The sequence below is a fragment of the Streptomyces sp. GL_148 genome (assembly GCF_057834205.1).
In genome coordinates this window covers 7,947,118-7,963,377 of record NZ_CM174396.1, presented here as the reverse complement: position 1 = coordinate 7,963,377, position 16,260 = coordinate 7,947,118, and the positions used below count along the sequence as shown (strand labels likewise).

Genomic DNA, 16,260 nt, shown 5'->3' with positions numbered 1-16,260 from the left:
GAAGCCTAGGGCCGCACATCCGGGCGTACGGTCCGCGGTCCCACGCACCGCGCTCCGTACGCCCGTACCCGTGCCCGAAGTTCCCGGTCCGCCGTGACCACGACGCACCCGCCGTGCTCCGCGCAGGCGGCCGCGAGCTCCACGATCCGGTCGTCGCCGCTGCCCGGCGCCTCGTCCACCCGTACACCGGGCACCGACTCGACTCCCCGGGCCGCGCCTTCGACGACGAGGACGATGTCCTCGCCCTCGTCGCGCAGCGCCAGCCGGTCCCGCAGCCGCTCGGCGGCGCCGCGCCGGTCGCGCCACCAGCCGTCCGGCACGGACCCGACGACGTTGGCACCGTCCACGATCAGTACGTTCGGCTCGTCCACCTCCCCAGTATGGCGAGCCGGTCCAAACGGGTGCCGCCCATCGGGCAACGCGGGCGTCTCCTTCCCCGCCACCCCGGACCACACCGAAGGCAGAGCCCAGTCCACCGAGATCACCCTCAGCCCCGAGGAACAGGCACTCCTGGAGCGGGAGGCGCAGAAGCGGCGCGGCCGTGCGCGGGCATTGGAGCGCTCCCGCCGGGCGACGAACAGCGCGCAGTACTGCCTGTCGAAGAAGCAGACCCGACGGGCAGGGCAGCGTGCCGCCAAGGGCTTGGAGCCCAAGGCCGTCGTCGTGCCCGGTGGTGCCCGTGCTGCCCGCGTCGATGGGGTGCCGAAGCGGGCGTTCCGCCGTGACCGGCTGTCGGTGAACTACCGGGAGCAGCACGCCCGCCAAGCCGAAGCCGCCGCCTCGAAGGCGGAACACCGCAGCCACCGCGCCCGGCAGATCATCGCCGCCCACGGCCCCGTCCTCGTGGTCGAGGACTGCGACATCCGCACTTGGTACCGGCTGTGGGGCAAGCGCCTCTCCCGGACCACCCCCGGCCTGCTCATCGCCGCCCTCGACCGCGAATGCCAGGCCGCGGGCGGCCGACTCGTACGGGCCTCCACCTGGTCCACCGCCCTCTCCCAGCACTGCCTGTGCGGCGAACGCGTAAACAAGTCACTGCGGGACCGGGAACACAGGTGCATCGCGTGCGGCCTCGTCGGCAAGCGCGACCTCGTGTCCGCCGCCCTGGCCGCGTTCGTCCGCTTCACCGACGCGAACGACCCCACCACCGCGTACCTGGACACCACCGCCCCGGCTGCGATCCGCAGCTCACCCTTTGGTGAATGGCGGACCAAGTCTTAGAAGTCGCCGTAGTTGACCTGCCAGGTGGCCAGCCCCATCCGGCGCCAGATGGCCACCACGCGGTCGCGGTCGTCCAGGGAGACCCGGACCGCGTACCGGTCGCGCACGTGCGCGTTGAACAGCTCCGCCTTGACGATGTCGTCTCGGCGCGTGTCCCCCGCCGCCCGCATCCACAGCTCGTCGTACGGGACTTCGTGCTCCCGCAGCCAGGCCTCCGTCGGCTCCCGGTGCTCCTCGCCCCGCCCGGACAGCAGCACGATGGTGTCGCCGTCGGCCCGCCGGAAGGAGTCCAGCGCGTCGCGCACCGGCGCGTTCAGGGTGTCGAGGCCGCAGCGCGAGAAGTCGTACGGGTTGCGGTCGCCGGTCATCGCGAGCGTGCCGTCGATATCGCACATCACCGCCGTGGGCAGCGCCGGGTCGGGGACGTACGGGGACACGTCCGGCTGGTCGTTGAGCCATTCCGCGGTGAGCCGCCAGCCACCCTTCTTCGCCTTCGCCTGCTTGTCGGCGAGTATCCGGATGATCTCTTCGCCGACCTGGCGCTCGCGCGCCGCGTCACGCCGCAGGCACTCCTCCACGGGCACGTCGGTGTAGTCGTGCACGACGAAGGTGGCCCGTCCCGCTACGGCCGCCTTGAGCCGCTTGGGGATGTACGAGGTCAGGTGGGTGTTGTCGACGACCACGTCGAAGCCGCCCTCGACGGCCGCGCTGACGGCCGCGTCCTGGATGTCCAGCACGGTCTGCTCGTGCTTGTACGAGCGCCCGCGCTCCGGGTCCGGCACGTCGAGCATTGCCCGCAGGTCGTCGAGGTTGACGCGGCGCATCCGGCCGCCGGACTCCGCCTGGAGGGCGCGCGCGGCGGTGGTCTTCCCGGAGGCCGGCAGACCCGTCATGACGTGGACCACCGGCAGCGCGGGGGGCGCGGCCGGGGGCGCGGGGGTCTCGGTTTCGGGTACTTCGGACACGGGTTCAGTTCTCCTCGTCGTCTCGGAAGGGGTCGGACGCCTCGGGCCGCACCTGACGCCAGGTGACCATCTCGGTCGTCCTGCCGTCGAGGCGCTGGAACAGGGCGCCGCGGACCCCGCTGTCGCGGATCACGGTCTTGGCGGCGCGCGCGAACGCGCCCCGGTCGCCGGCCAGGTGGGCCAGCGAGGCGTACGCCTCGTCGATGGCACGCTCGCGGAGCGCGGCCTCGGTCTCCAGACGCTCGATCACCGAGCGCACCCAGTGGTCGAACTCGTCGGGCACCTGCTCCAGCAGTGCGTCGAGCGGCTTGCCGCCCGAGGCCTCGATGTCGGCGACGGTGCAGTTCAGACCCTGGGCGAGCTGCTTGAGGGGCAGGCCGGCGAACCGCTGGATGCCGTGGCCGCGCCAGATGTCCCGCTCGGTCACACCGGTGAGCACCTTGTGGAGGCGTACGTACTCGGCGATCTTGGCCTTGGCCCGGACGCCCGAGGCGAAGCGCAGGACGAAGCCCTCCGCGTCGGTGCCGGTCGCGGCGGCGCCGCCCGGCAGCGTGCTGGACCCGGTCAGCGCGAGCAGCTCGCCCAGCGGCATGGCGGGCCACACCTTGACCACGGAGCCGATGCCCTCCCAGTGGCCGGCGGCCTCGGCGAGCGGCACCTCGGCGCCGTCCGCCCCGTACGCGGCGAGCAGGACCAGGTCGCGGCGGTCCCCGTAGTCCACGACGATGCGGTTCTGCGGGTACACGATCTCCGCGAGGTAGGTGGTGCCGGGGACCAGCGCGGAGGTGTCGCGTCCGTCGAGGCGGCGCTGCGCCCAGACGGCCTGCGTGCTGGTGAAGGAACCCCTGGAGGCGGCCCGCCACTTCCCGGCGTAGTGGAAGAGCACCCCGAGGCTGCCGTCGACCTTGTCGTACACCTCGAACGGCTCGCCGTCCGGCAGGGCCGGTGCGTACGGCCGGCCCGACGCGTGCTCGCCGACGTTGAAGAATTTGGGCAGCGGCAGCGCGACGACCTCGCCGGTGACGTCGTCGGCGACGAGTCCGCGGCAGATCGTGGTGACCTGGTTCCAGACCTGCTCGTACTGGGCGGTCCGGGTGTAGCTGTAGAGGGACAGCGGCAGCTGGGGGTGTGCCTTGCGGGCCACGTATCCGGCGTCGATGGCCTCGGTCAGCGCCTGTGCGGGCATCAGGTCGTGCAGAGTCAGGCGGTCCTGGCTCATGGGGTTCCTCCCGGTTCGAGATGCCCCATTCTCAGGGGCGCACGGCCCCGGCCGAAACCGAATATCCTCCCGTTACCGCAGGTCCGTCGCCCTGCGCGGGCCCTGTCCGCCCACCCGGTTGATGTCGCGGGGCCGCAGGATCCGCTGGGTGTTGGCATCCCCGGGCCCGGCCGCGGCGACGGCGATCATGGCGCGGCCGAGTGCCCGGGTCGTGGTCACGAGGTCGGGCGCGAAGCGCCGCAGGACCGGGAAGAGCGGCGCGGTGACGGCGTAGCCGGCGCGGTACAGCGGGGTCTTGGAGGGAATGCCGCGGTCCGGCTGCACGATCCCCGGCCGGAACATGTACGCCTCGAAGGGAAGCTTCAGCAGGTCGTTCTCGGTCTTCCCCTTGACCCGGGCCCACATGGAGCGGCCGCTCTCGGTGCTGTCGGTGCCCTCGCCGGAGACGTAGGCGAAGGTCAGCCGCGGGTTGGCGGCGGCGAGGGGGCGGGCGGCGGCGAGCGTCAGATCGTAGGTGATCCGCCGGTACTCCTCCTCCTTCATGCGGAAGGAGGAGATGCCGAGGCAGAAGAAGCAGGCGTCGTACGAGGCCAGGTCCGGTCCGGGCACCGACAGGTCGGTCGGATCGGCCCGGACGAGCTCGCTCAGCTTGGGGTGGGTGACGGCGAGGGGGCTGCGGCCGATGGCGAGCACGCTTTCGACGGAGTCGTCGCGCAGGCACTCGCGCAGCACGCCCCGGCCGATCATGCCGGTCGCGCCGAAGAGGATGACGTTCACGGGTCCACCCTAGGACGTGTCTTCCGGCTCAGTGGGAGACGCACAGTTCGTTGCCCTCGGGGTCGGCGAGGGTGGTCCAGGTGGAGGGGCCCTGGCTGCCCTCGTGCAGGTGCACCGCCCCCTTGGACAGGAGCCGCTCGACCAGGGCCCGCGGGTCGTCCTCGCCGGTGCGGACGTCCAGGTGGACGCGGTTCTTGACGGTCTTGGGCTCCTCGATGAACTGGAAGAGGATGCGGGGCGCCCGGTCAAGACCCTCGGGGTGGCGGATCCCCTGACCCGCCTTCCAGACGAGGACGCCCCGGTGGGTGGTGGTGTCCTCCTCGGTCGCCCGCCCGGCGGCGATCATCTCGCGGATGAACTGCTCGTCGCTGGGCTCGACTTCCCACCCCAGGGCCTCGGCCCACCAGTCGGCGAGGGCGTGCGGCGAGGCGGAATCCACGGTGATCTGGAACGTGTAAGCCATGCCGCGACCCTACCCGTGGCACTCCGCGCATCCGCGGCAGGAACGCCGTCGGGGGGCGTGGGAGCCCGGCGGGAACTTCCCTGCCGGGACCCCCGGTTCGAGGACCGGCGGGCTCACCGCTCGCCGGACTGCGGCCCGCCCCGTCCCCGCCGGACTGTTACCCGTCCCGTCCACGCCCGGCCGTGAAAGTCGCGGGCCCACCCCGGGCCCACCCCGGGCCCGCCGGGGCCCGCCGGGGCCCTGCGGGTCGCACCTCCTCACGTACGCCCGGCATCGCTAGCATTTCCGGGGACGATGCCCCCTCCGCTCTCCCTTCCCGGGTGCGCCAAGCCGCCCGTCACGGACCGGCCACGCGATGACCAGAGGTACCCCCATGACCTCCACCCCACCCCGGCGGCGCGGGATCCTGCGCCCCCTGGCCGCGCGGCTGTTCCCGCCGGACGCGGCCGGCGGCGAGTCGCCCCACGGGGTGCTGCCGCCGCTGCTGATCGCCCTCACCTTCGTCAGCGGTGTCGTCGATGCGGTGAGCTACCTGGGCCTCGGCCACGTCTTCGTGGCCAATATGACGGGCAACGTGGTCTTCCTCGGCTTCGCGATCGCCGGGGATCGGTCCCTGTCCGCCCCGGACTCCCTGCTGGCGGTGGGCGCCTTCCTGGCCGGGGCGGCGGCCGCCGGGCGGCTGCGGCGGACCACCGAGGCGGCCAGGATGTTCACGCCGCTGGTGGCGGTGCAGACGGCCCTGGTGGGCGGGGCGCTCGCTCTGACCGCGCTCGGCGCCGGGCCTCCGGGCGTCATCGCCCTGCTCGCCCTCGGCATGGGCCTGCAGAACGCCGTCGTGCACCGGCTCGCTGTGCCCGATCTGACCACCACCGTCGTCACCAGGGCCCTGACCGGCCTGGCGGCCGATCCGTGGGGGCCGGGGCCGCTACGCCGCCTGGTGACGGTCGCGGCCCTGCTGCTCGGAGCCCTCGCCGGCGGTGTGCTGACACTGCGTCATGGTGTGGTGTGGGCACTGGCCTTGGCCGTGGGTCTACTGGGCTGCGTAGCCCTCTCCCCCGGGTGGGACGGCGCCGGGCGGCGGCCGTAGGGCCGGACTCGCCTCCGGTGCGTACCGGCCGCCGCCGGGTACGTCGGGCTCGACAAGCACCCCTCCACGGCGCGCGGTTCCGCCGTCCGCCAGGCCCGCACGCCTTCCACGCCGTACACAGCGGCATTCCTGGTGGCGGCGACACCAAGGCACCCTTTCGGCGCCGGACTGTCGGCGGCGGCACTTCACCTCCGGCCTTCACCTCCGGCCTTTGGTTTCCGGCCTTTACCTTCCGGCCTTTCGGCGGCGCCGTCTCGGTGGCGCCGTCTCGGTGCAGCGTTTCCGGGGGCGACGTTTCCCGGGTGGCGCGTCACGGCCGGAGCCGCCGCCCGCCCGCTGACTTCCGCGGCCGGGCCCGCCCGCGTTCCACGAGGAACGCCACGAAGGTCAGCACCCACGCCCCGACCGCCACCCAGAGCAGCACCGCGCCGAGGGGCCGCAGCCACGCCACCCCGGTCGGTGCGGCCGCCGACAGGCAGGCGGTCGCCGTCATGCCGAGCGGGAAGACGCTCGACCAGCGCCGGATGTCGTAGCGGGGGCGAGGCCGGACCGCCTCGGCGGCGAGGAGCACGGCGTACCAGGCCAGGGAGAGGCCGAGGGCCGCCAGGGTGACGGTACGCAGCCCCGCGTGCGCCCATCCCGTCCACAGCGGTGACGCCGTGAGCCCGGATCCGGCGAGGGCGGTGATGGACAGCGCCCCGCCGGCCACCCAGTGGTCGCCCGCGCCCGAGACGACCTGCCGGAAGTCGAAGCGCACGAGTGCCTCGGCGTAGAGCAGCAGCCCCAGGCAGAAGGCGGCCAGCGCGGCCCGGCCGAGCCAGCCGCGGCCGGTGGCGGCGGCCAGGGTGCCCGCCAGCACGGCGAGCCCCTGGGTGGCCACGCAGACGAGGAACGCCGCACCGGGCATCCGGTAGCCCCAGTGCCGCAGTACGGCGACCATCAGCCCCGGCCAGAGCGCGGCGGCCAGCGCCAGCAGCCCGAGGGCCACGGGCTGCCATCCGAGGAGGGAGAGCCGGGCGCCGAGCACGGTCGTGGCGGCCACGGCGGTGAGGGCCGCCGGGGTGTCCGCCTCGGCGCGGAACCGGCGCCGGTCACCCAGGAGCCGGGCGGCGAAGTCGGCGGCGAGGACGAGCCACAGCGCGGCGGAGACGGCCAGTGCGGCGATCGACAGGGCGTCCCGGCCGATCAGGTGCAGGCCCGCCGAGATGATCCCGGCCGCCATGACGGCGGCGCCGGCGGCCGGCGACAGCTCTGCCCACCATCGACGCCACTCTGAAACTCGCACCCGCCCAGCCGACACCACGGGGCGCGTCCCTCCCGGACGGCACGCCATCACGGCGCGGGCGATGGCCCCTTCGGACGCGCGACACGCCCACCTTCAGGTGGGATTGTCCCAATTCAGCGGTACTGTCGCCGTGAGACAACTCACCATCGGGTCCACCGGTCGGGACTGCCCGCTGACGACGCACCACCGGATCCAAGGGCCCTTCGGGGCCCTACCGGCTGGGCGTGGACGACACCCTGGACGTGGTGGGCATCCACGGCTGGGGCGGCATCGTCGGCATGGTCATGGCCGGCCTCTGCGCGACCGGAACCCTGACGGGCCACAAGGGCCTCTTCTACGGCGGCTCCTGGGACCTGCTGGGCAAGCAGCTCACCGCCACCGTGATCCTCGGCCTGTTCTCGTTCGTGATGACCGCACTGATCGGCAAGGCCATCGAGGTCACCATCGGGCTGCGCCAGCCCGGCGCCATGGTGGAGAAGGAGCAGGCCTACGCCGACGTCCTCTCCGACCACCTCGAGCAGCTGTCGACCGACGGCTCCCGCGCCAAGGGGACCGGCCAGGAACCGGAGAACGCCTCCGCCCTCGTCGCCCGGCTGCGCGAAGTCCTGCTGACGAGTGCGCAGAGCGGCGCCGGCGACCGCCGGGGCGGCGACGACCGCGGCTGAGCACGGCCGCACGGCCGAACAAGATGACCCGGCCCCGGCCCCGGCCCCGGCTGCGTTATGCGGCCGGGGCCGGGTCACGCAGCCCGCCGGACCAGGTCTCCCGCGTCCAGGGGCCGCCGCCACACGATGCGGCGGCGTACGGCGTCCAGGTCGGCCCGCAGCGGACCGGGCGGCACGGCCAGCACCGGGCAGGGGGCGTGCGCCAGGCAGTACCGGGACACCGAGGGATCCGTAGACCCCCACCACGACTCGTCCCCGCAACGTGGCCGTCCTCCCCGTCCGCTGCCGCTCCGTCTCCTCGGTGGAACGGCGACGACGGGACCTTCGGCCCTCACCCGGCGGACTCCTGACGGACCCTTGACGTGGGACCCGGGGGCCCTGACGGGTCCCTGACGCGGGGGCCCGGCGCACGTGCGGTCAGCCGGTGAAGCCGAGGCCGCCCAACGCCTTCTCGATGCGCGCGCGGTGCTGCTCCTCCCAGGCGTCCAGGGACTGCCCGGCCTCCTTGGCCAGCTTGTCCAGGGCGGCGCTCAGGATCTCCTCCTGGCGGGCGGCCGGGGTGACCACGATGCCCTCCTCGTCGGCGACCACGATGTCACCGGGGTGCACGCTCACTCCGCCGACCCGGACCGGGCCGCCGAGCGAGCCGAGCTTCTTCTTGCCGCCCGGGATGGGGATGACTCCGCGGGCGAAGACGGGGAACCCCGCTGCGCGCACCTCCGCGAGGTCCCGCAGGAGCCCGTCGAGCACGAACGCGGCGATGCCGCGGCGCTGGGCGACGGCGCACACGTTGCCGCCGGCGAGGGCGTGGTCGAGGTCGCCGGATTCCACGACGATGACCGAGCCGGGCTCGGCGCGGTAGATGGCCGCGTGCAGCATCAGGTTGTCCCCGGGCTCGCACCGCACCGTGTACGCGGGTCCCGCGACGCGCGGGGCGTCCCACAGCGGGCGGATGCCGATGTCCATGACCTGCTCGCGGCCCAGGAGGTCGGCGAGGGTGGTGGGCGGAACGCCCTTGAATCCGTATGGCATGTCAGTCCTCTTCTCACTGCCGGTTCTCCCGGGCCCACAGGGCACCGTGATCGCAGGGCACCGGGATCGTAGGGCACGGATCACGGCGCGTGCTGCGCCGTGTAGCCCGCGTGGGCGATCGCCGCGATGACGGCGGCCGGGTCGACGGGCCGGTCGGTGTCCACGACGGTGCGTCCGGCCCGGACGCTCGTCGTGCTGGCGGCCACTCCCGCCAGCTCCTCCACCTCGTCGTCGATCAGCAGTCCGCAACTGTTGCAGTGCATGCCGGTGACTGTGAACTCCATGCGCTCCTTCACGAGGTGCCCTCCTGGCTCTCGAAGGTGATCCGCCCGCCGTACATGCCCATGCCGCAGCTGTACTCGAGCGTCCCCGGCTGCCGGGTACCCAGGTCGATGCCGGTGGTCCCGGTCGTGGGGAGGATCTCCTGGACGCCGAGGTCGGGGATGACGAAGGCGCGGACGCAGCCGCCCGTCCCCCGCGTCGCGACGACCAGGGTGGTGGGGACGCCCGCCTTCGCAGTGACGGCGGCCGGTGCGTACGCGTTCGTACGGGCCCGGATGGTCACGGTCTGCGTGCCGTCCGGGTTGAGCACCACCGTCCCGGCCGCCGCCGGGGCGGCGACCGCCGCCGGGGCTCCGGTGGGCCACCAGCCGCCGAGCCGCAGCCCGCTGCCGAGGGTCCACACCGCGACGAGCAGCACCACGACGGCGGTCGCCAGGGTCAGCCGCCCCTGCCACAGCCGGGCGGCGGAGCGCAGGAAGAAGCCGAGGGCGGCGAAGAGCGGGCCGGTCCCGAGGACGAATCCGGCCATGACGACAGCACCCGCGAGGGGGCCGCCGGAGGTGACGGCGAGGAGCTCGACGCTCAGGGTCACCCCGCAGGGGATCAGCACCGTCAGGAAGCCGAGTACGGCCGGGGTGCTGACGGACGTGGACCGGGCCGACCGGCGGACCCGCCGGCCCCAGGAGGCGGGCGTGCGCGGCACGAAGCGGCGTACCCAGCGCACTGCGAACATGTCGAGGGCGAACAGGACCATCAATACGCCCGCGCACAGCATCAGCACGGCCCGGGTGCGCGGACCGGGCTGGACCGCGGCTCCGATCAGGCCGAGGGCGGCGCCGAGGAGGGTGTGGGAGAGGAGCTTGGCACCGAGGAAGGCCCCGACGGGGGCGAAGAGGCCGCTGCGCTGCCACCTCTCCGCGGACCACTCGGTGGACCGGCGGCCGACGGCCCCGGCGAGCAGGCCTCCCTGGACGGCGGCGCAGGACGCGCCGCCGGCGAACAGACCGGTGGAGACACCGGTGACGAACAACGCGGTGGATGAAGCCATGGGAACGGACTCCCTGTACGTCGCAGCGGATCAGGACACGGCGAAGCACCCCGGCCGTCCGGCGAGCGGGCGGGTACGGGTGCGGGGCCCGTCAGGTCCGGCTGACGCAGAGGGAGTCGAGATCCGGCGCTCTCGGGCGGGAGCATTCCGGGGGCGGCCCGGGCCGCGGGTGGCCGTCGGCCACGGACCGCATCGCCCCTATGGCGGAACCCGCGAGATCGCCGGCCGGACCGGCCTGCACGGTGGGCGCGTACGCCGACGCCAGCGGGCAGTCCTGCCCGGAGGCCGGACAGCCCCCGTCGGTGCCCGCGCCCGCGCCGCTGCCCATGTCCATGTCCATGTCCATGTCCATGTCCATGTCCATCGTGGGCGCCCCGGCGATCGCCGGGGCCTCGGACGTCCCAGGCATCCCGGCGGCCATCCCGGCCATCCCGGCCGTCCCGGCCGGCGCAGGCGCCCCGTTCAGCGGCGGCCCGGCCATCCGCATGCCCGCCGCATGCCCCGCGGACGCGGGATGCGTGAACAGCCCGCCGCAGACGAGCAGCAGCACCGCCACGACGCCCGCGGCGACGGCCGAGGCGCGGCGAAGGGCGCGGATGGGCTGCATGTCCGTGATGCTACGACAGCCGTCCGGCCGCCTTCCGAACCGGGGCGGGGGCGGGGCGGGACGGAGCCGCCCTGTCCTGGCCTGTCCGGCATCCGTCGCTCCGGCCGCTCCGGCCGCTCCGCCGGTACCGTGTGGCCATGGAGACCTACACCACCCCACGCGTGAAGTCCGCCGGCGTCCACACCGACCGGGTCTGAGGCCCCGGCCATGGACGCGCCCCGCCACGGCGCCTGGCTCCGCGCCGGAATCTCCCGGAACGGCGGCCCGCTCCGGGAGACCGAGCACATCGTGTGGCTCCAGACCGACACCCTGTACGCGGACAGCCGCGGGTTCGCCGGAACCACCTCGTACGACGGCGCGCTGATCACCTTCCACCACGACGTCGGCGCCCCGGGCCACGACGTCGGCGCCCCGGGCCACGACGTCGGAGCCCTGCGCCCCGACGGCAACGGCCTGATCGAAACGGGCACCAACCTCGACGGCAGCACCTTCCTGGAGGTCTGGTCCCCGCTGCCGCACTCCGGGGGTCCCTCGGGATGCTGGATCGCCTCAGGCACCCAGACCGTGCGCGTGGGCGCCCACGTGGTGCACGTGGACGCCGCCGGCCACGGCACGCACCACGTCCTCCTGCCCACCGGCGACGTCCCGCCGGCGGCTCAGCCGGGCTGACCCGCGCCGGTGTCCGCGGCCCCGGTCGTACGGGCCTGCCCGCGGCCGAGCAGTTCCGCCAGGCCGCGCCGGGTGGCGGCCATGACCACGCGGTCCTGCGGCCGCAGGACGTAGCCGGGGCGCAGGTCCCACACCAGGGCGGGCCCCCCGGCCGCGTCGTAACCCGGCTCCCTGGCGAGGTCGGGGCGGCGGTTCGCCGGGGCGGCGGTGTCCAGGGCGACGACCCGCCAGGCGCCGGGCCGGAACGATTCCGCGATGGTGCGGCCCTCCAGCTGGGGATGGCCCGCCACCTCCAGCACCGCGAACACCAGCACCCTGCGCTCCACCGGGATCGCCCCGAGCACCTGGCGGCCCATCATCGCCCCGGCGAACGCGGGCGCGGCCAGATGGGAGACGCTGCGGCTCCGGGTGAGGGCCGCTGGGTGGGCCTCGCGCAGGGTGCGGTAGACGGCGGTGGCGAACTCGTCGTCGTACAGCCGCATCACCACCCGTACGTCGGGCTTCTCCGAGCGGGCGTAGAGCGCGGCCTCCAGATTGGTGGTGTCCGAGCTGGTCACCGCCAGCAGGGCGGCGGCGCGGTGGATCCGGGCGGCTTCCAGGACCCCTTCGTCGGTGACGTCGCCGAGCACGACGGGTACGTGCAGGCGGCGCGCGAGGGCGATCCCCCGGGCCCCGGGGTCGGACTCCACGCACACGACGGGGATCCCCAGCTCCCGCAGCCGCGCGAGCACCCGGGCGCCGACCTTGCCGAGGCCGAGCAGCACGACGTGGCCGGAGAGTCCGCGCGGCGGTCTGCGCAGGGCCGTGGCGGTGCGGAAGGCGCCCAGTGCCTCGAGCGCCGCCGCGACCAGCACGGGCAGCAGGAGCAGGCCGACGAAGCCGGCCAGGATCTGCAGGAGTTGCCGCTCGGTGGGCTGGTCGAGCGCGGGGTCGTTGATCGCGAAGACGTCGAGCAGGGTCACGTAGACGGCGTGCAGCGGGGTGTCCCCCGTGACCAGGGAGGAGGCCACGGCCAGGGCGCCGACGGCGGCCGTGATCCCGGCCAGTGACCAGCGGAGCCTGCGGGAGAACAGCGAACCCACCGGCAGGGAGACCTGGTTCAGCCGCCGCCCTTCCGGTGCGGCCGTGGCGTGGGAGACCGCTTCCAGTGCGACGATCCCCCGCCCGGTCGCGGCCGCCACGGACCGGGCGTCCGGGAGCAGTTGGGGTCCGCGGTCCCCGCCCAGTTCCGATCCGTCGGCGCCGGCCGGGTCCACGGCGGTGGCGGAGAGCAGGGCCAGGGTGCACAGGCCCGGGTCGGCCACCTCGCCGCGGCCCGGAGGCGTACGTTCCACCGCGCGCAGGAGCAGCCCGTCGGCCTGGACCACCTTGCTGGTGCCGGCGATGGCGGAGGCGACGAGGGCGGGGGCGGCCGTATCGGCATCGGAGAGCACGGTCGTGGCGGAGTCGAGCGCCCTCAGGTCGAGCCCGGGTTCGGCGACGAGCGCCGCCTGGTCGAGCAACTCCTCCAGGTGCTGGCCGAGTTTGCGGTTGTAGAGGCGGATGACGAGCCGCAGCCTGGGGTTCAGCCGCCGGGCCATCAGGGCGGCCCGTACGTTCGTCTCGTCGTCCTCGTAGACGAGCGCCAGCGCGGCCGCCCCGGCCACCCCGGCGGCGGCCAGTGCTTCCTCGTCGGGGGCGGGAGCCTCCAGCACCCGCAGTTCCGGTACGGGCGCCTCGCCCGCGGGGGCCCGGTCCCCGGCGGGCGTACGGATCCGCGCGGCCGGAAACCGCCCCAGCAGCGCGCGCCCGGCCCCGACCCGGGTCCGGCTCTGCCCGGCCCCCGCCCCGGGCCGTACCTCGCGGGCGGCGGGCACGACCAGCGTCACCCGCTCCTCGTACACGTCGCGGAGCTCCGCGGCCAGCCGGTGGGCGAGCCCGTCGTCCCCGCACACGACCATCAGGTCGGCGGAGTCGGTCTGTTGGTGAGGATGCGCGGCAGGAGAAGACACCGCCCCAGCATGCCGTGCCGGCCGGTCCGGCCCGGCGGCGGCCGGCCCCCTGTCGTCGCGGGCGGGCGCCCTCGCGTCAGTGGATGACGGTGAAGCTGCGCCAGGGCAGGGCCTCGGGGGCCGTGACGTTCGAAAGGGTCGTGGCCACGTAGGTGCCGTCGACGCGGTCGATCTTGCGGCAGTCTCTCGTCCGGTACAGGACGATGTCCACGAGGGTGTTGTTCTCCACGTGGGTCGCCCCCCTCGGCAGGGCGATCTTGTGACAGCCCTTGACCGAGGTGTTGCTGTAGCTCACCTCGACCGGCGAGTCGTGGCTGCGGAATTCGAGCATTCCTACGGTGCTCCGGCCCAGGCCCGAGCAGGCGGTGGCCGTCAGCAGCAGCGCTGCCGTTCCCGCGATGATGCTGATACGCCTGCTGTGGGACATGGCGCGGTCCTCGTCTGTGCGGTGATGGCGGTCCTACGCACAGACTGCCCCGGCACGGCGCGCGCGGCTTCCGATGCTCCGCCGTCCGGGTGAAACACGGCCCCGGGCCGGCCGCCGGTCACGGCCGGCCGGCCCGGGCGCCGGGATCAGACGAGGTCGAACCGGTCCAGGTTCATCACCTTGTCCCAGGCGGCGACGAAGTCCTTGACGAACTTCTCCTTCGCGTCGTCGCTCGCGTAGACCTCCGCGAGCGCGCGCAGCTCGGAGTTCGACCCGAAGACCAGGTCGACCCGGCTGCCGGTCCACTTGACCTTGCCCGTGGCGTCGTCGCGGGCCTCGAAGGTGTTCGCGTCCTCGGAGGTCGGCTTCCAGGTCGTCCCCAGGTCGAGCAGGTTGACGAAGAAGTCGTTGGTGAGGGACCCGGGGGTGGCGGTGAGGACGCCGAGCGGCGACTGCTGGTGGTTCGCCCCGAGCACCCGCAGGCCGCCCACGAGGACGGTCGTCTCGGGGGCGCTGAGGTTCAGCAGGTTCGCCTTGTCGAGCAGCAGGTACTCGGCCGGCAGGCGGTTGCCCTTGCCGAGGTAGTTGCGGAACCCGTCGGCGACCGGCTCCAGCGCGGCGAACGACTCCACGTCGGTCTGCTCCTGCGAGGCGTCCACGCGTCCCGGCGCGAACGGCACCCGGATCTCGACCCCGGCGTCCTTGGCGGCCTGCTCGACGCCGGCGCCGCCCGCGAGGACGATCAGGTCGGCCAGCGAGATCTGCTTGCCGCCGCTCTGGGCCGAGTTGAAGGACTCTCGGATCCCCTCGAGCGTGCGCAGTACCGTCGCCAGTTCGTCGGGGTTGTTGACCTCCCACCCGCTCTGCGGCTGGAGGCGGATGCGGGCGCCGTTGGCGCCGCCGCGCTTGTCGCTGCCGCGGAAGGAAGAGGCCGCGGCCCAGGCGGTGGAGACGAGCTGGGACACCGAGAGGTCCGAGGCGAGGACCTTGGCCTTGAGGGCGGTGACGTCCCCGTCGTCCACGAGGGAGTGGGTCAGCGCGGGGAGCGGGTCCTGCCACAGCAGCGTCTCGGAGGGGACCTCGGGGCCGAGGTAGCGGACGACCGGGCCCATGTCGCGGTGGGTCAGCTTGTACCAGGCGCGCGCGAAGGCGTCCGCGAACTCGGCCGGGTTCTCGTGGAAGCGCCGCGAGATCTGCTCGTAGGCCGGGTCGATGCGCAGCGAGAGGTCGGTCGTGAGCATCGTCGGGGCGTGGCTCTTCGACGGGTCGTGCGCGTCGGGTACGGTGCCCGCCCCGGCGCCGGCCTTCGGCCGCCACTGGTGGGCGCCGGCGGGGCTCTTGAACAGCTCCCACTCGTAGCCGAAGAGGATGTCGAAGAAGGTGTTGTCCCAGGCGATCGGGGTGTTCGTCCAGATCCCCTCCAGGCCACTGGTGATGGCGTCGCCGCCCTTGCCGGTACCGAAGGAGTTGGCCCAGCCCAGGCCCTGCGCCTCGATCGGGGCGGCCTCGGGGTCGTCGCCGACGCTCTCCGCCGGGCCCGCGCCGTGGGTCTTGCCGAAGGTGTGGCCGCCCGCGATCAGGGCGACGGTCTCCTCGTCGTTCATCGCCATCCGGCGGAACGTCTCGCGGATGTCGCGCGCCGCGGCGATCGGGTCCGGGGTGCCGTTGGGGCCCTCCGGGTTGACGTAGATGAGGCCCATCTGGACGGCGCCGAGGGGGTTTTCCAGCTCGCGGTCGCCGGTGTAGCGCTCGTCGTCGAGCCAGGTGGTCTCGGGACCCCAGTAGACGTCCTCGTCCGGCTCCCAGACGTCTGCGCGGCCGCCGCCGAAGCCGAAGGTCTCGAAGCCCATCGACTCCAGGGCGACGTTGCCGGTGAGGATCATGAGGTCGGCCCAGGACAGGCTCTGGCCGTACTTCTTCTTGACCGGCCACAGCAGGCGGCGGGCCTTGTCGAGGTTGCCGTTGTCCGGCCAGCTGTTGAGGGGGGCGAAGCGCTGCTGGCCGGCTCCGGCGCCGCCGCGGCCGTCGCTGATGCGGTAGGTGCCGGCACTGTGCCACGCCATGCGGATCATGAACGGGCCGTAGTGGCCGAAGTCGGCGGGCCACCAGTCCTTCGAGGTGGTGAGCACCTCGGCGATGTCCCGCTTGACCGCCGGAAGGTCGAGCGTGTTGAACGCCGCGGCGTAGTCGAACTCCTCGCCGAGGGGGTTGGCCACGGCGGGGTTCTTGGCGAGGATCTTCAGGTTGAGCCGATCCGGCCACCACTGGCGGTTTCCGCCGCCCTGGGTCGGGTGCGGAGCCCGCTCGTGCGCGACCGGGCAGCCGGCGCCGCCCTCGGCCTTCGCATCCGTGACAATTGCATCGTGGTTCTCAGACATGGGGAATCCTTCCGGACCGGACCAGGCGGTCACGGTGATCAGGAACTGCATGCGATGGAACATTTCGGGGCACGGGTACCCGGCAGCGGGCCCCGGTTTCACGGTCGTCCTGACGCCGGGCGGTCACCGTCGCGGACGGTCTCA

At 73.5% G+C, this 16,260-nt stretch carries 18 protein-coding genes; 4 read left to right on the top strand and 14 right to left on the bottom strand.

Translation table 11 applies throughout. The annotated features are described in order from the left end of the window. Positions 1-5 precede the first annotated feature (5 nt). Positions 6-371, bottom strand: a complete 366-nt coding sequence (locus AC3IYI_RS35935) for an NYN domain-containing protein (protein WP_489407616.1) — start codon at positions 369-371, stop codon at positions 6-8. Here AC3IYI_RS35935 and AC3IYI_RS35930 point away from each other — a divergent pair. Next, positions 334-1,221 carry a zinc ribbon domain-containing protein gene (locus tag AC3IYI_RS35930; protein WP_489407615.1) on the top strand — a complete coding sequence of 296 codons (888 nt, stop codon included), beginning with the start codon at positions 334-336 and terminating at the stop codon, positions 1,219-1,221. The two genes, AC3IYI_RS35935 and AC3IYI_RS35930, sit on opposite strands and share 38 nt — an antisense overlap. Here AC3IYI_RS35930 and AC3IYI_RS35925 read toward each other — a convergent pair. The 4 genes from AC3IYI_RS35925 to AC3IYI_RS35910 form a co-directional block, all read right to left on the bottom strand. Further along, on the bottom strand, positions 1,218-2,186 hold the full coding sequence (locus AC3IYI_RS35925; RefSeq protein WP_489407614.1) for a phosphatase domain-containing protein: 969 nt from the start codon (positions 2,184-2,186) through the stop codon (positions 1,218-1,220). The two genes, AC3IYI_RS35930 and AC3IYI_RS35925, sit on opposite strands and share 4 nt — an antisense overlap. Positions 2,187-2,190: 4 nt before the next feature. Continuing rightward, entirely contained in the window at positions 2,191-3,405 is a 1,215-nt protein-coding gene (locus AC3IYI_RS35920) for an RNA ligase (RefSeq protein ID WP_489407613.1), read from the bottom strand. Between the two features lie 72 nt (positions 3,406-3,477). After that, on the bottom strand, positions 3,478-4,182 hold the full coding sequence (locus tag AC3IYI_RS35915; protein WP_489407612.1) for a Rossmann-fold NAD(P)-binding domain-containing protein: 705 nt from the start codon (positions 4,180-4,182) through the stop codon (positions 3,478-3,480). Between the two features lie 28 nt (positions 4,183-4,210). Then, a complete protein-coding gene (locus AC3IYI_RS35910; protein WP_489407611.1) occupies positions 4,211-4,645 on the bottom strand; it encodes a VOC family protein in 435 nt (144 codons plus the stop codon). Positions 4,646-5,018: 373 nt separating this feature from the next. Here AC3IYI_RS35910 and AC3IYI_RS35905 point away from each other — a divergent pair, with 373 nt between their 5' ends. After that, the gene (locus tag AC3IYI_RS35905) at positions 5,019-5,732 is read left to right on the top strand and encodes a YoaK family protein (RefSeq protein WP_489407610.1); all 714 of its coding nucleotides are present in this window, start codon (positions 5,019-5,021) and stop codon (positions 5,730-5,732) included. A gap of 310 nt (positions 5,733-6,042) precedes the next feature. On the opposite strand, the gene AC3IYI_RS35900 is transcribed toward AC3IYI_RS35905, so the two are convergent. After that, positions 6,043-7,065: a tellurite resistance/C4-dicarboxylate transporter family protein gene (locus AC3IYI_RS35900; protein ID WP_489411795.1), complete on the bottom strand. Its 1,023-nt coding sequence runs from the start codon at positions 7,063-7,065 to the stop codon at positions 6,043-6,045. Between the two features lie 176 nt (positions 7,066-7,241). Between AC3IYI_RS35900 and AC3IYI_RS35895 the strand changes: the two genes are divergently transcribed. After that, positions 7,242-7,682, top strand: a complete 441-nt coding sequence (locus AC3IYI_RS35895) for a hypothetical protein (protein ID WP_489407609.1) — start codon at positions 7,242-7,244, stop codon at positions 7,680-7,682. A 74-nt stretch (positions 7,683-7,756) separates the two neighbouring features. On the opposite strand, the gene AC3IYI_RS35890 is transcribed toward AC3IYI_RS35895, so the two are convergent. The 5 genes from AC3IYI_RS35890 to AC3IYI_RS35870 all read right to left on the bottom strand — a co-directional run bounded on the left by AC3IYI_RS35890 (position 7,757) and on the right by AC3IYI_RS35870 (position 10,651). Beyond that, entirely contained in the window at positions 7,757-7,903 is a 147-nt protein-coding gene (locus tag AC3IYI_RS35890; protein ID WP_489407608.1) for a hypothetical protein, read from the bottom strand. A 196-nt stretch (positions 7,904-8,099) separates the two neighbouring features. After that, the gene (locus AC3IYI_RS35885) at positions 8,100-8,714 is read right to left on the bottom strand and encodes an RraA family protein (protein WP_489407607.1); all 615 of its coding nucleotides are present in this window, start codon (positions 8,712-8,714) and stop codon (positions 8,100-8,102) included. A gap of 80 nt (positions 8,715-8,794) precedes the next feature. Next, positions 8,795-8,998 carry a heavy-metal-associated domain-containing protein gene (locus tag AC3IYI_RS35880; RefSeq protein WP_489407606.1) on the bottom strand — a complete coding sequence of 68 codons (204 nt, stop codon included), beginning with the start codon at positions 8,996-8,998 and terminating at the stop codon, positions 8,795-8,797. A gap of 8 nt (positions 8,999-9,006) precedes the next feature. After that, positions 9,007-10,044 (bottom strand): urease accessory protein UreH domain-containing protein, encoded by a 1,038-nt coding sequence (locus AC3IYI_RS35875; RefSeq protein ID WP_489407605.1) that lies wholly within the window; start codon positions 10,042-10,044, stop codon positions 9,007-9,009. A gap of 91 nt (positions 10,045-10,135) precedes the next feature. Then, positions 10,136-10,651, bottom strand: a complete 516-nt coding sequence (locus tag AC3IYI_RS35870; protein WP_489407604.1) for a hypothetical protein — start codon at positions 10,649-10,651, stop codon at positions 10,136-10,138. Between the two features lie 207 nt (positions 10,652-10,858). Here AC3IYI_RS35870 and AC3IYI_RS35865 point away from each other — a divergent pair, with 207 nt between their 5' ends. Next, positions 10,859-11,320, top strand: a complete 462-nt coding sequence (locus tag AC3IYI_RS35865; RefSeq protein WP_489407603.1) for a hypothetical protein — start codon at positions 10,859-10,861, stop codon at positions 11,318-11,320. Here AC3IYI_RS35865 and AC3IYI_RS35860 read toward each other — a convergent pair. The 3 genes from AC3IYI_RS35860 to katG form a co-directional block, all read right to left on the bottom strand. Continuing rightward, positions 11,308-13,260 carry an NAD-binding protein gene (locus AC3IYI_RS35860; protein ID WP_489411794.1) on the bottom strand — a complete coding sequence of 651 codons (1,953 nt, stop codon included), beginning with the start codon at positions 13,258-13,260 and terminating at the stop codon, positions 11,308-11,310. The two genes, AC3IYI_RS35865 and AC3IYI_RS35860, sit on opposite strands and share 13 nt — an antisense overlap. Positions 13,261-13,387: 127 nt before the next feature. Further along, complete coding sequence (locus AC3IYI_RS35855) at positions 13,388-13,738, bottom strand: hypothetical protein (RefSeq protein WP_489407602.1); 351 nt, start codon at positions 13,736-13,738, stop codon at positions 13,388-13,390. A gap of 146 nt (positions 13,739-13,884) precedes the next feature. After that, entirely contained in the window at positions 13,885-16,116 is a 2,232-nt protein-coding gene (gene katG / locus AC3IYI_RS35850) for a catalase/peroxidase HPI (protein ID WP_489407601.1), read from the bottom strand. Between the last annotated feature and the right edge of the window lie 144 nt (positions 16,117-16,260).

Bases quoted from the DNA above. Each gene is read 5' to 3' on its own strand.
- AC3IYI_RS35885 (WP_489407607.1), bottom strand. From the start codon at position 8,714: ATGCCATACGGATTCAAGGGCGTTCCGCCCACCACCCTCGCCGACCTC.
- AC3IYI_RS35870 (WP_489407604.1), bottom strand. From the start codon at position 10,651: ATGCAGCCCATCCGCGCCCTTCGCCGCGCCTCGGCCGTCGCCGCGGGC.
- AC3IYI_RS35910 (WP_489407611.1), bottom strand. From the start codon at position 4,645: ATGGCTTACACGTTCCAGATCACCGTGGATTCCGCCTCGCCGCACGCC.
- AC3IYI_RS35920 (WP_489407613.1), bottom strand. From the start codon at position 3,405: ATGAGCCAGGACCGCCTGACTCTGCACGACCTGATGCCCGCACAGGCG.
- AC3IYI_RS35880 (WP_489407606.1), bottom strand. From the start codon at position 8,998: ATGGAGTTCACAGTCACCGGCATGCACTGCAACAGTTGCGGACTGCTG.
- AC3IYI_RS35865 (WP_489407603.1), top strand. From the start codon at position 10,859: ATGGACGCGCCCCGCCACGGCGCCTGGCTCCGCGCCGGAATCTCCCGG.
- AC3IYI_RS35900 (WP_489411795.1), bottom strand. From the start codon at position 7,065: ATGGCGTGCCGTCCGGGAGGGACGCGCCCCGTGGTGTCGGCTGGGCGG.
- AC3IYI_RS35875 (WP_489407605.1), bottom strand. From the start codon at position 10,044: ATGGCTTCATCCACCGCGTTGTTCGTCACCGGTGTCTCCACCGGTCTG.
- katG (WP_489407601.1), bottom strand. From the start codon at position 16,116: ATGTCTGAGAACCACGATGCAATTGTCACGGATGCGAAGGCCGAGGGC.
- AC3IYI_RS35905 (WP_489407610.1), top strand. From the start codon at position 5,019: ATGACCTCCACCCCACCCCGGCGGCGCGGGATCCTGCGCCCCCTGGCC.
- AC3IYI_RS35855 (WP_489407602.1), bottom strand. From the start codon at position 13,738: ATGTCCCACAGCAGGCGTATCAGCATCATCGCGGGAACGGCAGCGCTG.
- AC3IYI_RS35860 (WP_489411794.1), bottom strand. From the start codon at position 13,260: ATGGTCGTGTGCGGGGACGACGGGCTCGCCCACCGGCTGGCCGCGGAG.